Genomic DNA, 17292 nt, shown 5'->3' on the forward strand with positions numbered 1-17292 from the left:
GACGATCTCGCACAGGTAGGTTGACAGGGTGACTGGACGGTTCCCGATCGAAGACGTGTCCCCCGCCGTCTCCTGCGGTCGCTACCCGGCCAAGGCGGTGGTCGGCGAGGCGGTGCCGGTGTCCGCCTGCGCCTACCGGGAGGGGCACGACGCGCTGGGCTGCAACGTGGTCTGGCTCGGCCCCGACGGGCGGGCCCGGCCGTTCACCCGGATGCGCCCCGGCGAGCCCGGCCACGACCGGTGGCACGCCACCATCCGCCCCGACGCCGTCGGCGAGTGGACCTTCACCGTCGAGGCGTTCCAGGACCCGTACCTGACCTGGCAGAACGCGGTCACCAAGAAGATCGCCGCCGGGCAGGGCGCGGCGGAGCTGGCCAACGACCTGGCCGAGGGCGTACGCGTGCTGACCGCCGCCCTGGCCGTGGTGCCGGCGGGCGACGTGGCGCGGGTCAAGGCGGCGGTGGCCGCGCTGGACGACGACGGCCGGGAACTGCCCGCCCGCGTCGCCCCGGCCCTCGACCTGGCCGACCTGCTCTGGGCGCATCCGGTCCGCGAGCTGGTCACCACCGGCGACGAGCACCGGCTGTGGGTGGACCGCCCCCGGGCACTCTTCTCCGCCTGGTACGAGTTCTTCCCCCGCTCCGAGGGGGCGATCCCGGCGACCGTGGACGCCCCGGCCCGCTCCGGCACCTTCGCCACCGCGATGGACCGGCTGCCCGGCGTCGCGGCGATGGGCTTCGACGTGCTCTACCTTCCGCCGATCCACCCGATCGGCCGGGTCAACCGCAAGGGCCGCAACAACGCGCTCACCGCCGGGCCCGACGACGTGGGCTCGCCGTGGGCGATCGGCGCGGCCGAGGGCGGCCACGACGCCATCCACCCCGATCTGGGCACGCTGGAGGACTTCCGCGACTTCGTCGCCGCCGCCGCCGAGCAGGGCCTGGAGGTGGCGCTGGACCTCGCCCTGCAGTGCGCGCCGGACCACCCGTGGGTCACCGAGCACCCGGAGTGGTTCACCACCCGGGCCGACGGCAGCATCGCGTACGCGGAGAACCCGCCGAAGAAGTACCAGGACATCTACCCGCTGAACTTCGACAACGACCCCGAGGGCATCCGGGCGGAGATCCTGCGGGTGGTGCTGCACTGGGTCGGCGAGGGCATCCGGATCTTCCGGGTGGACAACCCGCACACGAAGCCATTCGACTTCTGGCACTGGCTGATCGCCGAGGTGAAGAAGGTCGACCCGGACGTGCTGTTCCTCGCCGAGGCGTTCACCCGGCCGGCGATCATGAACGGGCTCGGCAAGATCGGCTTCACGCAGTCGTACACCTATTTCACCTGGCGCACGACGGCCGCGCAGATGCGGGAGTACTGCGAGGAGTTGGTCGCCTCCGCCGACCACATGCGGCCCAACTTCTGGCCCAACACGCCCGACATCCTGCACGAGTCGTTGCAGCACGGCGGCCCGCCGATGTTCAAGATCCGGGCGGTCCTGGCGGCGCTGCTGAGCCCCTCCTGGGGCATGTACGCCGGCTACGAGCTGTTCGAGCACGTGGCCCGCCCCGGCGCGGAGGAGTACCTCGACAACGAGAAGTACGAGCTGCGGCCCCGCGACTGGGCCGGCGCGCAGGCGCAGGGGCGGTCACTGGCCCCGTTCATCGCCACCCTCAACCGGGTCCGGCGCGACAACCCGGCCCTGCACCGGCTGCGCAACCTCGTCTTCCACGACATCGACAACCCGGCGCTGCTGTGCTGGTCCAAGCACGACCCCGACACCGGAAACACGGTGCTCGTGGTCTGCTCGTTCGACTCGCAGACCGTGCAGTGGGGCAACACCACCCTGGACATGCCGGCGCTGGGCCTCGACTGGGCCGACCGGTTCACCGTGCACGACGAGCTGACCGGCGCGGTCTACGACTGGGGGCAGCGCAACGCCGTGCGGCTCGACCCGTACCTCCAGCCCGCGCACGTGTTCACCGTGCGCCGGCCCGCCACCGCAGACACCGCCCCCACCACCGACGCCGTTGCTGCTGCTGACAAGGACGAGCCACGATGGACGAGCTGATCGCCGGCACCGCGCACGACCCGCACGCCGTGCTCGGCGCGCACCCCGCCGACGGGCGCACCACGATCCGCACGCTGCGCCGGGGCGCCCGGCGGGTGAGCGCCGTCGTCGGCGGGCAGCGGTACCCGATGACCCGGGTCCACGACGCGGGCGTGTTCGAGGTCGTCCTGCCGGGCACCGTGCTGGACTACCGGGTCGACGTCGACGGCGCGCTGCGCGACGACCCGTACCGGCACCTGCCCACCCTCGGCGAGCTGGACCTGCACCTGATCGGCGAGGGCCGGCACGAGCGGCTGTGGGAGGCCCTCGGCGCGCGGGTGCTCGACGCGGGCGTCGCGTTCGCCGTGTGGGCGCCCAACGCGCGCGGCGTGCGGGTCGTCGGCGACTTCACCGGCTGGAACCCCGACGACGGCTGGCCGATGCGGTCGCTGGGCTCCAGCGGCGTGTGGGAGATCCTGGTGCCCGACGTGCCGGCCGGCGCGAAGTACAAGTACCGGGTGCTGGGCGCCGACGGGCGGTGGCGGGACAAGGCCGACCCCCTCGCCGCGTACGCGGAGGTGCCGCCGGCCACCGCGTCGGTGGTGCACCGCTCGGCGTACGAGTGGACCGACGACGACTGGCTCGCCCGCCGGGCGCGGCGGCAGCCGCACCAGGAGCCGATGAGCGTGTACGAGGTGCACCTCGGCTCGTGGCGGCCCGGCCTCGGCTACCGGGAGCTGGCCGAACAGCTCACCGCGTACGTGACGGAGCTGGGCTTCACCCACGTGGAGTTCCTGCCCGTGATGGAGCACCCGTTCGGCGGCTCCTGGGGCTACCAGGTCACCGGCTACTACGCGCCGACGTCCCGGTTCGGAAACCCCGACGACTTCCGGCACCTCGTCGACACGCTGCACAACGCCGGCATCGGGGTGATCCTGGACTGGGTGCCCGCACACTTCCCCAAGGACGAGTGGGCGCTGGCCCGCTTCGACGGCACCCCGCTCTACGAGCACCCCGACCCGCGCCGCGGCGAGCACCCCGACTGGGGCACGTACGTCTTCGACTTCGGCCGCCGCGAGGTGCGCAACTTCCTCGTCGCCAACGCGCTGTACTGGTGCGACGAGTTCCACATCGACGGGTTGCGGGTCGACGCGGTGGCGTCGATGCTCTATCTCGACTATTCCCGGCCCGAGGGGCAGTGGGCCCCCAACGTGCACGGCGGCCGGGAGAACCTGGAGGCGATCGCCTTCATGCAGGAGGTCAACGCCACTGTCTACAAGCACCACGCCGGGGTGGTGATGATCGCCGAGGAGTCGACGGCGTGGCCGGGAGTGACCCGGCCCACCGCCGACGGCGGGCTCGGCTTCGGGTTCAAGTGGAACATGGGCTGGATGCACGACACCCTGCTCTACACGTCGAAGGACCCCATCTACCGCCAGCACCACCACCATCAGCTCACCTTCTCGCTGGCGTACGCGTGGAGCGAGAACTACGTGCTGCCGATCAGCCACGACGAGGTGGTGCACGGCAAGGGCTCCCTCGTCGCGAAGATGCCCGGGGACACCTGGCAGCAGCTGGCCAACGCGCGGGCGCTGCTGGCGTACATGTGGGCGCACCCGGGCAAGCAACTGCTGTTCATGGGCTGCGAGCTGGGCGACGACCGGGAGTGGAGCGAGGAGCGCGGCCTCGACTGGTACCTGCTGCACGACCCCGCGCGGGCCGGCGTGCAGCGCCTCGTCGGCGACCTCAACCGCGTCTACCGGGACACCCCGGCGCTGTGGGCGCAGGACACCACGCCGGCCGGGTTCCGCTGGATCGCCGGCGACGACGTCACCCACAACACGGTGTCGTTCGTGCGGATCGCCCCCGACGGCGCGACGCTGGTGTGCGTGGCGAACTTCTCGGCGCGGCCGCTGGAGGACTACCGGGTCGGGCTGCCCGCCGCCGGGACGTGGACGGAGGTGCTCAACACCGACGCCCACCACTACGGCGGCTCGGGGGTGGGCAACCTGGGCGAGGTGCACGCGCAGGGCGTGCCGTGGCACGGGCTGCCGGCGTCGGTGGCGCTGCGGGTGCCGCCGCTGGGCGTGCTCTGGCTGCGCCGCGACTGACCAGGCGAGGGACGCCCCTGGACGGCGGTCCAGGGGCGCGGTGGTGGCACCCCGTTCAGGGAAGTTCGGGCGCGAACGCCGGCATCATCCGCTCAGCCACGAGGCGCAGTTGGCCCTTGATGTCCGGGACGTTCGGGACGTCCTCCCCGGAGAACAGCTTCACGAGCGCCGCGTCGGCGAGCGCGAGGATCATGTGGTTGACACCCGACGGTTGGATGTCCGCCTTGATCTTCTCGACGCACTCCTCCGGCGTGCCGGCGATCGAGAGCTTCTCGGCGTACTCCGGGCGGAAGCGCTCGACCGCCGAGGCGATGTCGCCGGCGCTCAGGGCGTCCACCACCGGCTGCAACTCCGCCGCGTCGATGCCGTGGCGGGCGAGTTGCTCCTCGGGCATCGACGAGACGTAGAAGGCGACCAGGATGCGCGCGGCGCGCTTGGCCGCCGCGGAGTCCTCCGACACGACGGTCACGACCCACGCGCCGATGTCGAGCTCGCGCCAGTCGCGGCCCGCGCGCTCGGCACCGACGCGGACGTGCTCGGCCATGTAGTCGTAGGCCTCCCGCGAGTACGACAGCGCATGGTGCAGGCCCTCGGCGAGCTCGCCCGCCACCTCGAACGAACGCGGCCCCCTCATTCCGCCAAGCTTGATCGGGATCTGCTCCTGAACGGGGCGCGCGAACGTGTAGAGGCCGTTGTAGCGGAAGAACTCGCCCTCGAACGTGATCGTGCCGTCGGCGAGGAACGTCCGCATCACGTGAAGGGCCTCCTTGAGCCGCGACAGCGGCTTCTGGTTGGCCCAGTCGATGCCGTACTGCGCCAGCAGGCCGAAGTTTCCGGTCGACACGACGAGTTCGACGCGCCCGTCGGTAAGCTCGTCGAGCGTCGCGGCCTGCTGGCAGATCAGCGTCGGCTCGCGCAGGAAGACGTGGGTCACGTTGGGTCCGAACCGGATCCGCCGGGTCTTGTCGGCTGCCGCCGCGAACAGCACCCAGAGGTCCTTGTGCCAGGTCTCGTCGACCGAGTAGCAGGCGTAGAACCCCAGTTCGTCGGCAGCCTTGATCATGTCCAACGCGTCGGCGAGCGGATAGTCCGGAAGCATGCAGTAGCTGAACCGCATCCCGTAGCCCATGTCCGTCGCTCCTTTCCACAGGTGCGGTCGGCAGCGCGACGCGATCATCGCGGTCAAGCCTGCCGCCCTGCGTCGTGGCACCGCCACGACGACGGGCTCCGCACGCCACCACAAAGGATCCTGCTGTCACTTCTTGAGCACGAAGAGTGCCGCACCGTCCACCGTAGTCGCGGGGTCCGATCCATCGCCAGTGGGCAGCACCCATGCTCAGGATCGGCTCGTCGGCCGGCCGGGCACCGGGAGAGCGATCAGACCCCGACCGCGCCTCAGCCCTCGACCGCGTAGAAGACGACCATTCTCGGCCACTCGCCGAACTCGTTCACTTCGCCGGCACTGTAGTTCAGGCCGAGGATTTCGACGCTTCCGTCGGCCCGCAGCGCGTCGATCGAGTCAGCGACGTGGCGCAGCAACGCAGCCACGTCTCCCTGCCCTTCCCCCAGAGGCAGCCCGATAGAATAGTAGTTGCACACCCAGTCCCGGCTCGGGACGTTCGCGTTATCCAATTCCGAAGCCTTTCGAAGACCATCGCCGCAAATGACCGACAAGCCAGAACGGGCTTGATCCAGCGCATCAGTAGCGTCAGCAGGACGATGTGCGGCGGAAGGTTTCCCGCTCGCCACTGTCGGGATCATCGACGTATCGCCACAGTATGACCTCGCCCCGCCAACCGCGTTCCACCTCCAGCCCCACACGGGCCCTTGCATCCTTCATCACCAGCGTTGCCTCGGTGCTGGCGGTCAGGCTTCGCTCCAGCTCCAGCTCGCCCGTACCAGAAATCCTCTCCAATTCGGCAGCGGCGTTCCGGCCGAATGTGATGTTAGAAGCCGAGAACGAACCGTCCGACGCGAAACTGATCGACCCCTTCAACTGCGACTCGAACGTGCCGCACAGGGCTTCGACCTGGACTGGCGGCCAGACAGTGCGACCGAACGTGCCGCAGCAGATCAACAGCAGGACCACGCCGCCAACAACAACGAACTTCCGCTTTCGTTGCATTTCGCTTGCACGACACCTTCCACACGGCGACCGCCAATTCCCCAGAATATCGTCAGGCCACCTTGTCGAATGCACACCCCGATTCCTTGACGATCTCAGCAGGGGTCAGCATCTTCTCCGACCGGGCTCCCTGGTGGTAAACGAACTCCACACCGCCGGGGTCCGCATCCGCCGCATAGGACGGCACCGCCGCCGCTCGGAACACATCGGAAACGACATGCTCGGCATCACCCCGGCGTACGGTAAGTTCGAGGCCAGCGACGTCCGGTAGTGGACCGCGACTACCCGCCGCAACAATCACCCGTGCGAACGCCTCCTCCACACCGATAATGATGGCTCCCTTCGCCACCGCTTCGGTCCGCGGTTGCTCGACCTCCCAGTACGTGAAGCCAGCTTCGGCGATCGCAGCGGCCGTCTGCTTCGAGGCCGCATCATTGTCATAGACCTCCACGCCCTCGATCCGCTCGCCCTCGCAGAGCGGCGCGAGAACATGTATCCGTTGACCGATCCGCGCGACGCCGACAGCATAGACCGAGTCACCCGGGACGATCCATTGACAGCCGGACACCACCATCATGACCACGGCAACGGGGACCCACGGAAGGTGCTTTAGCACGGCACCCCTAGATGAAAGCCAGCCTGAGAACGGCTCAACGCGATTCGAGTCCACAGTCACCTTCTTTCAGATACTGCAGCTCCTCTTCGTCGCTCTCGGGATCGTTCACCAGCAGGCGCAGGGCTCCGCTCAGGTCCCGACGAGTTCTGACCTCCAGGCTGGCGCGAGCCTGCTCGAAGCGCAGTGTCAGCACACCCTCGACCGACGCGCCTTGCCCGAACTCCCATGAACCGCTGCCGGAGATCGCCGAATCCGCGAAGGGCACATCCACGGCCGAGAAAGAGCCTTCCCGCCTTACGTCAATCCGGCTTCCGGTGGATGCACGCCATGCACCACAGAGCGCCTCTTCGCCGACAGGAGGCCAGACGAAGTGCCCCACGCTGACCCAACAGCAAGCCAGAACCAGGAGGCACGCCAACCCCACCGCGTAGGGCCACCTCTTCGACAATGTAACCACCCCTGTTGCCGGCAGCGTCGTAAGTGTAGGAGTGCTTCCGGTTGCCCCGCCGCGGGTGGCCGGCCCGGCCTCGTCTCGACCCGGGCCGCTACCCGGTGTGCCCCGTCACGCGGATCCTGCCCGAGAGGCCGAGCACCGTCGGGGCCACGTACTCCAGTTCCACGGTCTCGCCCACGCCGACCGTGACCTCGTGCTCGGCCACGGCGAAGTCGTCGGTGCCGCCGAAGGGCACGACGACCCGCACGCTGCTCGGGCCGGCGGGCACCGCGAACTCGTGGCTGCCCCAGCCGGGCACAGACACCTCGACACCGGCGAGCAGCAGCCGCGGCCCGGTCGACCGGTACAACTCCGCGAAGGGACCGTCGGGACAGGTGAAGGTGATCCGCAGGCACGGGCTCGTCGGCCCAGGGTAGGGGTCGGGGCGTTTCGTCAGGATGACGGGCAGCGGCACGACCCTGTTGCGCCGCGCCTCGCGGCGGTTCAGCCGGGCGTAGTAGCGCGGAACGCCGAGGACCGATCGGAGCAGGGAATACCAGACGCCGAGGATCAACATGATGGTCAGCGCGACCCGCACCATGCCCAGGATCGTCACGGCCAGCGCCCACACCCGGGACACCGGCCGGCCGTACCGGCAGTCGGTGTTGCCCTTGCCGAAGCACGCCTCCCGGAAGTCGACCGGCCCGCCCCGGTCTGCCGGGGTGACGGCGGAGTTGCGGGTGACGATCCGCACCTCGCGCCCGTCGCCGGTCCGGACGGTCACCGCGCACTGCCACCAGTAGCCGAAGCCGTCGCCGCTGACCGGCCCGACCCGCCGGCACTCCCCCACCGTGGCCTGCGCCGGACGCTCTGCCGGGGTGGATTTCACCATCCCCGTGCCCGAATAGAAGCCCGTCATCGTGTTGAACACCAGCCACGAGACGACGATGGCCACGGCGCAGGCGACCGCCACCCCGAGCTGCGTCAGCCGACCCCAGAACGGCCCGCGTCGCTCGTACGCGGCGATCTGCTCGCGCTGGATCGCCGCGGTCTCCTCGGGAGAGGTCCGGCTCACCACGGTCCCCCTGTCCGGCCGCCGCCGGCGGACGGTCGACCCGTCGCCTTCCCCGAGACTGCCCGCGCGCTCTCGCCTTCGTCGATGAACATCACGACGAAAATCGCCAGGAGCCAGGTGATCGCCGAGGACGGCCTCCCCCGACTGGGCACGCTCATGCCTGCGACGCGAGCAGGTACGCGCCGCCGGTCAAGGCCACCACACCCAGCAGCACCATCAACATCCCGAAGGCCCGGTCGAACAGGATGAAGCGATCCCGAGGTCGCTCGTCGGCTCGCCTCATCCTTCCGCTGAGACCGATCGGGCGCACGAGGCGTTGGGCCAGCTCGATGTGCCGGGCCGCGATGCCCCGGTAGTCGGCCGCGAGAGCCAGACCCGTCACGATCAGGAGCAGTCCGAAGGAGACTGCCACAACCGCTCGCCCCACGATGACACCTCCGTGTACGGGGGCGGGCTCCGGTGCCGGTCCCCACATCGATCGTCAGAATGAGCACGGCACAGAGCATCCGTCGCTCTACCCGGCGGACCCGTCTGCCTTGCGGGGGAACAGGCGGCCGTGCAGCCGAAGGTACCTGGGCGCACCAAGGACAGCCCTGACGACGGCAACGACGGCGCTCCCGCCAAGGATGATCATCAGCAACCAGCCCAGCTTGCCGACGGCCAACAGCAGGCCCTCCAGCCACTGGTTGGTGGCCCTGCCGTACTCGCAGTCGCCGTCACGGCAGCTTTCCCTGATCTCCACAGTCCGGCCCAGGTCGTCAGGGGTCAGGACGGAGGGACCCACCCGGACCACGCGCGTTGCTCCGTCACCGTCCCGCAGGATGGAATCGCAGTCCCCACCAGTACCCGAAGCCGTACCCGCTGATCGGGCCGACCCGCGCGCACGCCCCGCCCGTGGCCTGCACGGCCCGGTCGCCCGGCCCCCGAACCACTGTCCCGGTGCCCGGATAGAGACTGACCAGGGTGGACAGCAGCAGGAACGTTCCCACCGCCGCCATCATCAGCAGGATCGAAACGACCACGTTCCGCACGCGATACCCGACAGGGCCAGACCGGCCCACATCCGCAGCTCGCGTTCACGGATGTCGGCGCTCCAGAAGCTCGTGTCGAACACCGCCCGGATCAAGCGCACAGCACCCCGGACGCCCGCCGATCGCGTCGAACGAACACGCCGCACGTTGACAGTCCGGATGTCAGCACTTGAGGAACCTCACGGTATAGCCCTCGTCGGGGTCGCTCTCGTACCCGAAGAGCCCGACCTCCCCTTCATCCGTCCTACGAACGATCAGCTCACCGGACGGCGGGTTCACGGATGATCCAAGCTTGTCGAACTCCAGGCGGACCCGGGGCGACGTCGCAGTTTCGCCGAAGGTCCAGCTGCCATTACCTGCTTCGGGTTGCACGCCCCCATAGTCCCGGTCGAGGAGGTAGCCGTCGACGAACTCGTCATCCTCGTGCAGGACCGCGAAGAAGTCAGGTGACAACCTGACGAGTTCGAACTTCCCGCCGGCCTCGACGGTCAAAAGATCGCCACTGCCCGAACACCATTCTCCGGTCACCTCCTCCGCCAGGATCGGCGGCGAAGCCTGGCCGCAGGCACCGACAAGGGCACCCACGGCCAAACAAGCCACCAACATGAGTGAGGCACTGATCTTGCCGATGGTCATCACCTGCTCCACCCGCCGCGACGGTGCATCAGCCCTCGCTCGTGTAGATCCCTGTACCCACCTCCCACCGCCCACGCATAACGTGTCAGCAGGAAGACGTGCGCCGGAAGGTTTCCCGCTCGCCGCTGTCGGGATCATCGACGTATTGCCACAGTATGACCTCACCCCGCCAACCGCGTTCCACCTCCAGCCCCACACGAGCCCTTGCCTCCTTCATCACCAGCGTTGCCTCGGTGCTGGCAGTCAGGCTTCGCTCCAGCTCCAGCTCGCCAGTACCAGAAATCCTCTCCAATTCGGCAGCGGCATTCCGGCCGAATGTGATGTTAGAAGCCGAGAATGAACCATCTGAGGCAAAAGTGATCGACCCGTTGAATTGCGATTCGAACGTTCCGCACAAGGCCTCGACTTGCACTGGCGGCCACATGGTTCGACCGAACGTGCCACAACAGATCAACAGCAGCAAGGAGGTGCCGATGAGAACAAGCATCGGCCGCCTCCTCGCCATTTTTCCATCAGTGAGCAATCAGCACCTTCCGTTACCCGAAATAGCATTCCGGCAGATGACCGGCGGAGGACCCGAGCGCGGGGCCGCAGGAATCTTGGCGTGAAGCACGATCGTCTGAGTCTGCGTCGGAAGAGACTCCCCACCGCCGCCCGTCATCTTGTTCCAGGTATCCGTGTAGCCAATAAATGGCGGCCTGGTCATCGAAGCCACGGTCGTATGATTGACAATGACCAACTCTACATCGGCTTCGCCGTTGAGCTTCACATTGCTCGCCTGCCACTTGACGCGGTAGGAGCCAAGCATGGCAACTTCCAGGTTGCCAGGCTGCGATCCCCTATCACGACATTGGCCAGCCTGAGCGCAGTAGTACAAATATTCCGCGATGACGAAGAACTCCTTGGCAGCCGTCGGCAAGTTTTCCGAATCTCCAAGACTCTTGCCGAACACACCCTGACGCGCCCCGGAATACACCTGACCCGTAACCCCTGACATGCTCTGCTGAAGGAAGGGATCCTTACGCACTTGCTCCGCAAAGTAGTCACCATCGGTGAATCTGTAATTGCCACCACTGCCACCCATGAAAGCAAGCACAAGATCCGGCGCTTTGATCACCTTCTTGCGTCCTGCCTTCGTGGAGGACCTTCCATTCCGATTTCCCCAGTCGATATTCTTCCGCGTTCCGCATCCACCAACGCAACCGCCAGCACCACGCTTTTTGTCACCTGGCTTGATGGGGCGCGGATCATATCCTCGACAGTCAAACTCCAGGCAATCCGACGGGATGAGCCCCGTGGGGTCGCTGGACGTGACCGGGGTGTTGTTGGCGTAGGAGTAGCCGTTCCACTGTTGTGGTTGGCCGGTGTCCTGAAGCGAGTCGACGGAGGCGAAGCGTCCGATGACCGGGTCGTAGGCGCGGGCGCCAACGATGGTGAGCCCGGTCGGGCTGATCGGCTTGTTGAGGAAGCCACGGTTGTCGGGAACGGCCACCGCCGCACCCCGGGCCGCCCCGTACGGCGTGTACTGCCGCCAGGTGGGGTTCTGCGCGGTGTTGTCGAGGTACAGGGTGGGGGTGCCCTGGTGGTCGGCGACGGCGAAGGTGTAGGCCGTGCCGCTGCCGGAGCGGATGCAACTGCCGCCGCCCGGCAGGTCGTGGTAGCGGTTGCCGTCGACGGCGTTGGTGGCGGTGTTGAGGGTGAGCTGCTGCCCCGGCAGGTAGAGGGTGGTCTTGCCGGGTTCCCTCTGGAGCAACAGGTTGCCGTCGGCGTCGTAGGTGAAGGTGTTGTTGCCGCTGGTGCCGCCGGTGACGCTGGTCAGCTTGCCGGCATCGTCCCAGGCGAGGGTCTGGTTGCCCTGGGCGGCGTTGCGGCCGGTGGTGTTGCCGGCGGCGTCGTACGTGTAGGAGGTGCTCCCGGTCGCCCCGCCGCTGGTGGCGGTGGAGGTCAGGGTGTGGGGCTTGTTCTGCCCGTTGCCGTCGTAGGTGTAGGTGGTGGTCGTGTCGGTGCCGCCGGTCAGGTTGTGCTCGACCTGCTGGGTGCGGTTGCCGATCGGGTCGATGGTCCAGGTGGTCCAGTAGGCACTGCCGGCGCCGACGGTGTTGCCGACCATGGTCTTGTCGGCGTTGGTCGGCGTGGTGGCGCAGGCGTCGGTGGCGGTCCACGCGTCGGTGAGGCGGGCGAGGCCGTCGTAGCCGTAGCACTGGGTCTCGGCCGGGGTGGTGACCCCGAGGCGCTTGCTGGTCTTGCGGGTGATGTTGCCGACCAGGTCGTACCTGTACTCCTGCTCGTCGACGGTGGCCGGGGTGGCCGTGGAGCGGGTGACGAGCTGGTTGGTCAGCCGGCTGGTGTGGGTGTCGTAGGTGTTGGTGACGTAGGCGGCGCTGGTGGCGGTGCCGACACTCTGCTGGTTGACCCGGCCCCAGGCGTCGTAGGTGACGCCGGTGGTGTAGGCGGCGAGGCCCGCGAGGGTGGTGGGCAGGTCCAGCACGCCGGAGTAGCCGTGCAGGACGGTCTCGGCGGGCAGGCTGCCCTTGGCCGGGTACGTGTCGGTCAGCGGCAGGCCCAGCACCGAGGTGTACGAGTGCCCGAAGACGTACGAGCCGCCGAGGGTGCCCTCGGTGGCGGGAATGGTGACGGTCTGCCCGAGGCTGCTGCCGAAGACGTTGAACGCCTTCTGCTGGGTCGTGAAGGGCTGGCCGTCGCGGTAGGCGATGGTGGTGGTGAGCTTGCCGGCGGCGTTGGTGACCCCGGCGACGGCGTTGCTGTTGTCGTACACCCAGGCGGCTCGCTGATTCGCCGACGACTGGCTGGCCACGGTGGCAGCGTACTCGCCGGTCTTGCGGTCGAGGGCGTCGTAGGTGAACGACAGGGTCTTGGCGCGGCCGTCGGTGGACTGGACGAGGTTGCCGTTGGCGTCGTAGACCATGCTGCTGTTGCCGGCGTCGGGGTCGGACTTCGCCACGACCTGGCCGAGCAGGTTGTAGGTCGAGGTCCACACGTTGTTGTCGGCGTCGGTGAGCGTCGCCTGGTTGCCGCGGCTGTCGTAGCCGTACGTGCTGGTCGTGGCGGTGCCGCCGGTGACGGTGAAGTCGCCGGTGAAGGTGTCCGCCGGGGTGGTCACTGTCGGGCGTGCCTGGTATTCGTGCAGCTCCTTCTCCCGGCCCAGCGGGTCGGTGACGGTGGCCTTGACCACGCCACCCGTAGGCGGCACGACCGTGGTGCGGTCTCCGGCGTGGATCGTCGTGGTGGTGGAGACGGTGACGCCGTTCTTCGCCGCCGTGGTGACGATGGCGCGGCCGAGGCCGTCGTAGGTGGTGAAGGTCTGGTGGGGCACCTGCTTGCCGAGGGTCGCCGCCGACACCGGCGTGGTGACCGCGGGCGTGGTCGCGTCGTCCCACCAGCCGTTGTAGGACGCCCTGGTCCAGCCCCGGGTGTCGTAGAACGTGTCGGTGATCATCCGGCCGCCCTGCGGGGTGACCGTCTGCGTCTGCCGGCTGCGCAGCAGGGCGTCGTAGAGGGTGATCGAGGTCTGGTAGCCGTTGGAGTTGTTGAGCTTCTGGCTGGTCACCGCCGTCACGCCGGTCTTGGACACCGTGTAGGTGAACTTCTGGTTGGCGTTGCTGCTGGTCGCCCGGTTGTACAGCCAGACGGCGGTGGCGCGGCCGAGGGCGTCGTACTGCTGCCGGGTCACCACGCTGTTGGCGTCGGTGCTGGTGAGCATGCCGCCGCGCTTCGGGTTGATCGTGGCCGACGACGTCTGGAGCAGCGCATTGGTCGTCGACGTCCCGGTGACCAGGTTGACGGCGTTCATGGTGTAGCCGGTGCTGGTCTTGTTGTTCTTGGCGTCGTACTCGTCGACGACGCGGCCGTACGTGTCGTAGGTGGTCTTCGCGCTCGTCTGCCAGACGTAGGCGCCGCCGGTGTGGTCCCTGGCGACCTGGGTCAGAGTGACGTCGCCCTTGGTCGGGGCGGCGGCCTGCGGGAACGTGGTGGCGAACGTCGGGTCGTCGTAGAAGTTCCGCTCGACCTTGACCACCTGCGCCGGCCGATTCACCGTCGCCGGGGCGGTCAGCGTGTTGACGCTGCCCGGTGCGGAGGCGGGGCTGCCCTGGGTGAAGCCGCCGCACGCGACCGACACCGTCTCGGTCTGGCTGACCAGCCCGGCCAGGTTCGCGCCCGCGTTGACCGGGGCGTACGTGTAGCTGGTGCACTGGTCGTACGCGGTGTTGACCGGCACCGTGTAGGTGTAGGTGTGCTTCAGCTCGCCGAAGGTGGCGCTGGCGGTGTTGGCGTCGTAGCTGTTGTCGCTGGCCGTGTAGCGCCAGGTCAGCGACGCGCCGCTGGTCACCGCCTGCCGCGCGTACGTCTTGATCGGCGCGACCCACTGTGCGGTCAGGGCCGACAGGCCGGTGCGCGAGCGGGTGGCGGTGGCCCCGGACATCCAGTAGGAGGTGATGGTGGAGGAGTCGACCCGGCCGCCCTCACCGAGATACTGGATCGTCTCCAGCTCCCTGCCGGCGAGTTCGTCGATGTCCTCGTGGACGCCGCCGGCCGAGTCGGTCAGGTTGACCACGGTGGTGGAGTTGTTCTTGCTCATGCCGCGGTGGTAGGCGACCTCGGACTGCGTGCGGCGGTCGTTGACGCCGTCTCCGCTGAAGGTGCGCACCTTGGCGTAGCCACGGAACTGCCCGTAGGTGCGGTACTTGGCCTTGACGACCTCGTTCTCGTCGTAGCGCCAGGCCGCCCCTCCGAGGTAGCTGTAGCTGGTCGACAGCGCCGGTGCCCCGCCGGTCGGGTCGGTGGAGGTGACGCGGGTGACCGCGTACTTGTGGAACCAGTCCAGCTTCGGGTTCACGTACCCGTCGGGGGTCCAGTAGACCGGGTAGCACGACTTGGTGTTGGTGGCCGGGGCGGTCGTCACCGGCGCGGTGCACGGCGCCGGCAGCTCGTAGCTCGGGGAGATCACCGAGCCGGTCTCGGTGGTGATCGTGTTGATGCGCTGCCGGTAGAAGTTCGGCAGCCCGCCGGTGGTGTCGACCCGGTTGGCCAGCTTGACCCCGGTGAACGACACCGACGGCAGGGTGATCACCGCCGTCGAGCCGCCCGCGCTCGTGTCGTGGCCGGTGCGGGCGATCGACGTCAACCACAGCGTCGGGGAGGTGCCGTCGCCGGTGGCCGGCATGGTGTGCGACAGGGCGTACGAGTCGACCGCCTCGTACGCCGACGTGGCCGTGTTGTACTGCTGCGCCTCGATGGACGTCAGGCGGACCGTCGAGAAGAACGACGGGCTCCAGTCGTCACAGTCGGTGCCGGAGTTGCAGATCAGGTCGAACGGCACGTCCGGCCAGTTCGCCTTGTTGGCCGAGTTCAGCGGCTGGCACGTCCCCGACAGGCAGCGGTCGCCGGTGGTGAACACCACCCGGTTCGGCACGGTGCCGTAGGCGTTGTCGCCGGTGAAGCCGTAGTCGATGCGCGCCAGGTTGCTGTCCCGCACGTACGACACGTCGGTGGCGCCCTTGTTGCGGCCGTAGAAGTTGGTGGCCTGCTGGTAGTAGTAGGCCATCGCGTTGCCGTGGACGTCCTTGACGTAGTCGAGGTTCCACCGGTAGGCCATCGTGCACACCGACGAGGAGAACCCGGCCGAGTTGTAGCACGGGTTCCCCGAGTGCGGCGAATACACCGGCGTGTGGTCGACCGACTTCGTCTCGGCCTTGCCCGACGTCCAGCCCGGCAGGCGGTTACGGCCGAACTCGTACACCGTGCCGTCGCGCAGCGTCACCCGCCAGTAGTCGGTGTTGTAGGTGCCGGTGCCGTTGTTCGAGTTCACGACGTGGGTGATCACCTCGCCGTTGTCCGACTCCGGCTTCCACTCGCTGTTGCCCGCGTCCCACACCAGCGACGTCGACGACCCGTTCAGCGACAGGGTCAGGATCGGCCCGTCGTAGCAGCGGTCGTAGGTCTTGACCGGCGAGGCGCTGCCGCCCGGATCGTCCATGCAGGAGGCAAAGGTCTGCTCCACGTACGAGCGGGGCGTCGACCATCCGTCACCCACCCACGACGACTGGGCGTTCGTCGACGCGGTCTGCCCGTCGACGCTGCCCGAGTCGTAGGAGAGGGCCACCGTGGGCACCAGGTCCGACGCCGCCGGCGGCACCGTCACCGGATACGAGTACGTGAACGAGCCCGTGTTCCCGCCGCCGGTCCACGAGCCGGACGGCTTGAGGTCGGTGGCCGCGTAGGTGCCGCCGTTGCCGCCCTCCTCGCCGGCTGCGGCCACCGCCGCCAGCACCACGCGCGCGCCGGACGCCGAGGCGGTCATCGGCACCTCGGCCGAGACGGTCCGCGCCGCCGGGTCGTTGGTGGACGCCAGGGGCTGCGCCGTGCGGCACGCCGCCGCCTTCGGCGTGGTCAGCGCGCACTCGGGCAGCCGGACCAGCCGCAGCCGCGACCCGTAGTTGCCGCCGAACGCCTCCGCGAAGCCCGCGTAGTCCACGCCGACCCGCGCCGCGCCCGACGACCGGTCCGGCGTCACCGACAGCAGCACGCCGTCGACGCCGGCCGCCTCGGCGGCCTTGCGGCCGGCCACCGTCACCGCGAGCCGCTTCGGCCCGGAGGATTGTCCGCTTTTGACAGCCACCGGCTGCGCCCACACCGGCGTGCCCGCCGCCCGCGCCTTCGGCGACCCCGCCGACAACGCCTGCGGTGTCCCCAACTCGACCTGCGCCGACGCGGCGGCCGGCCACACCGTCCGTGCGGGGCGGTGGGTCGACTTCGCGTCGTCGCGCGGCGTGACGAACCGCGTCGGCATCGGCTTGACGCCCTTCACCGACGGGCCCGGTGACGTCGCGGGCGGCTTCGCCGCGCCCTCGCCCTTCGGCTTCGCGGCGGCCGGCGTGCCCGACCACAACCCCGCCACCAGCGCCGTCGACACGACCACCGCGACCAACCGTCTCGGTCCAGTCAACAGGCGTGTTCCCCCGTGCCCGACCATGCGCGCTCCACTCCACAGAAGACAGAAAGCCACGCAGCGTGCCCGAACGAGCACCCACGTGGCGCGAACAATGTTTCACGTCCACTCAGGCCGGAGGTCACGGCAAGGTAACGATAGGAGGGTGGCGCGCGGATCAAATGCGCCACAGGGAGTCCGAAAGGGACAACCCGGTGTGATGTTCGGCGTTCCCCGTGGTCGCGCGGGCTGATTCACTGTGCCCGCCCACCGGA

At 68.6% G+C, this 17292-nt stretch carries 14 protein-coding genes; 2 read left to right on the forward strand and 12 right to left on the reverse strand.

All coding sequences use genetic code 11. The features are described from left to right. The first annotated feature begins 28 nt into the window (after positions 1 to 28). Positions 29 to 2065, forward strand: a complete 2037-nt coding sequence (locus tag LPA42_RS04265; RefSeq protein WP_077937111.1) for an alpha-1,4-glucan--maltose-1-phosphate maltosyltransferase — start codon at positions 29 to 31, stop codon at positions 2063 to 2065. Beyond that, the gene (gene glgB, locus LPA42_RS04270) at positions 2053 to 4155 is read left to right on the forward strand and encodes a 1,4-alpha-glucan branching protein GlgB (RefSeq protein WP_077937110.1); all 2103 of its coding nucleotides are present in this window, start codon (positions 2053 to 2055) and stop codon (positions 4153 to 4155) included. The genes LPA42_RS04265 and glgB overlap by 13 nt, the downstream gene beginning before the upstream one ends. 55 nt (positions 4156 to 4210) lie before the next feature. Here the strand turns inward: glgB and LPA42_RS04275 are convergent, their stop codons facing one another. The 12 genes from LPA42_RS04275 to LPA42_RS04325 form a co-directional block, all read right to left on the reverse strand. Further along, positions 4211 to 5284 carry an LLM class flavin-dependent oxidoreductase gene (locus tag LPA42_RS04275; RefSeq protein WP_198956508.1) on the reverse strand — a complete coding sequence of 358 codons (1074 nt, stop codon included), beginning with the start codon at positions 5282 to 5284 and terminating at the stop codon, positions 4211 to 4213. A 266-nt stretch (positions 5285 to 5550) separates the two neighbouring features. Continuing rightward, positions 5551 to 5703 (reverse strand): hypothetical protein, encoded by a 153-nt coding sequence (locus LPA42_RS04280; RefSeq protein WP_158229402.1) that lies wholly within the window; start codon positions 5701 to 5703, stop codon positions 5551 to 5553. Positions 5704 to 5863: 160 nt separating this feature from the next. Continuing rightward, positions 5864 to 6280: a hypothetical protein gene (locus LPA42_RS04285; protein WP_144082606.1), complete on the reverse strand. Its 417-nt coding sequence runs from the start codon at positions 6278 to 6280 to the stop codon at positions 5864 to 5866. A 52-nt stretch (positions 6281 to 6332) separates the two neighbouring features. Next, positions 6333 to 6863, reverse strand: a complete 531-nt coding sequence (locus LPA42_RS04290) for a hypothetical protein (RefSeq protein WP_077937107.1) — start codon at positions 6861 to 6863, stop codon at positions 6333 to 6335. A gap of 67 nt (positions 6864 to 6930) precedes the next feature. Then, a complete protein-coding gene (locus tag LPA42_RS04295) occupies positions 6931 to 7167 on the reverse strand; it encodes a hypothetical protein (RefSeq protein ID WP_144082605.1) in 237 nt (78 codons plus the stop codon). A gap of 274 nt (positions 7168 to 7441) precedes the next feature. Further along, positions 7442 to 8404, reverse strand: a complete 963-nt coding sequence (locus tag LPA42_RS04300; protein WP_077937105.1) for a DUF6346 domain-containing protein — start codon at positions 8402 to 8404, stop codon at positions 7442 to 7444. Between the two features lie 154 nt (positions 8405 to 8558). Further along, the gene (locus LPA42_RS04305) at positions 8559 to 8816 is read right to left on the reverse strand and encodes a hypothetical protein (protein WP_077937104.1); all 258 of its coding nucleotides are present in this window, start codon (positions 8814 to 8816) and stop codon (positions 8559 to 8561) included. Between the two features lie 102 nt (positions 8817 to 8918). Beyond that, on the reverse strand, positions 8919 to 9197 hold the full coding sequence (locus tag LPA42_RS34705) for a hypothetical protein (protein WP_077937103.1): 279 nt from the start codon (positions 9195 to 9197) through the stop codon (positions 8919 to 8921). 13 nt (positions 9198 to 9210) lie between these two features. Then, on the reverse strand, positions 9211 to 9426 hold the full coding sequence (locus LPA42_RS04310) for a DUF6346 domain-containing protein (protein ID WP_144082604.1): 216 nt from the start codon (positions 9424 to 9426) through the stop codon (positions 9211 to 9213). 171 nt (positions 9427 to 9597) lie between these two features. After that, a complete protein-coding gene (locus LPA42_RS04315; protein ID WP_077937101.1) occupies positions 9598 to 10083 on the reverse strand; it encodes a hypothetical protein in 486 nt (161 codons plus the stop codon). 73 nt (positions 10084 to 10156) lie between these two features. Then, positions 10157 to 10558 (reverse strand): hypothetical protein, encoded by a 402-nt coding sequence (locus LPA42_RS04320; protein WP_077937100.1) that lies wholly within the window; start codon positions 10556 to 10558, stop codon positions 10157 to 10159. A 36-nt stretch (positions 10559 to 10594) separates the two neighbouring features. Continuing rightward, on the reverse strand, positions 10595 to 17035 hold the full coding sequence (locus tag LPA42_RS04325) for an RHS repeat-associated core domain-containing protein (protein WP_228986336.1): 6441 nt from the start codon (positions 17033 to 17035) through the stop codon (positions 10595 to 10597). Positions 17036 to 17292: the final 257 nt, after the last annotated feature.

It is taken from the genome of Micromonospora sp. DH13 (genome assembly GCF_020873825.1).
Taxonomy (GTDB): domain Bacteria; phylum Actinomycetota; class Actinomycetes; order Mycobacteriales; family Micromonosporaceae; genus Micromonospora; species Micromonospora haikouensis.

Bases quoted from the DNA above. Each gene is read 5' to 3' on its own strand.
- glgB (WP_077937110.1), top strand. From the start codon at position 2,053: ATGGACGAGCTGATCGCCGGCACCGCGCACGACCCGCACGCCGTGCTC.
- LPA42_RS04275 (WP_198956508.1), bottom strand. From the start codon at position 5,284: ATGGGCTACGGGATGCGGTTCAGCTACTGCATGCTTCCGGACTATCCG.
- LPA42_RS04285 (WP_144082606.1), bottom strand. From the start codon at position 6,280: ATGCAACGAAAGCGGAAGTTCGTTGTTGTTGGCGGCGTGGTCCTGCTG.
- LPA42_RS04320 (WP_077937100.1), bottom strand. From the start codon at position 10,558: ATGCTTGTTCTCATCGGCACCTCCTTGCTGCTGTTGATCTGTTGTGGC.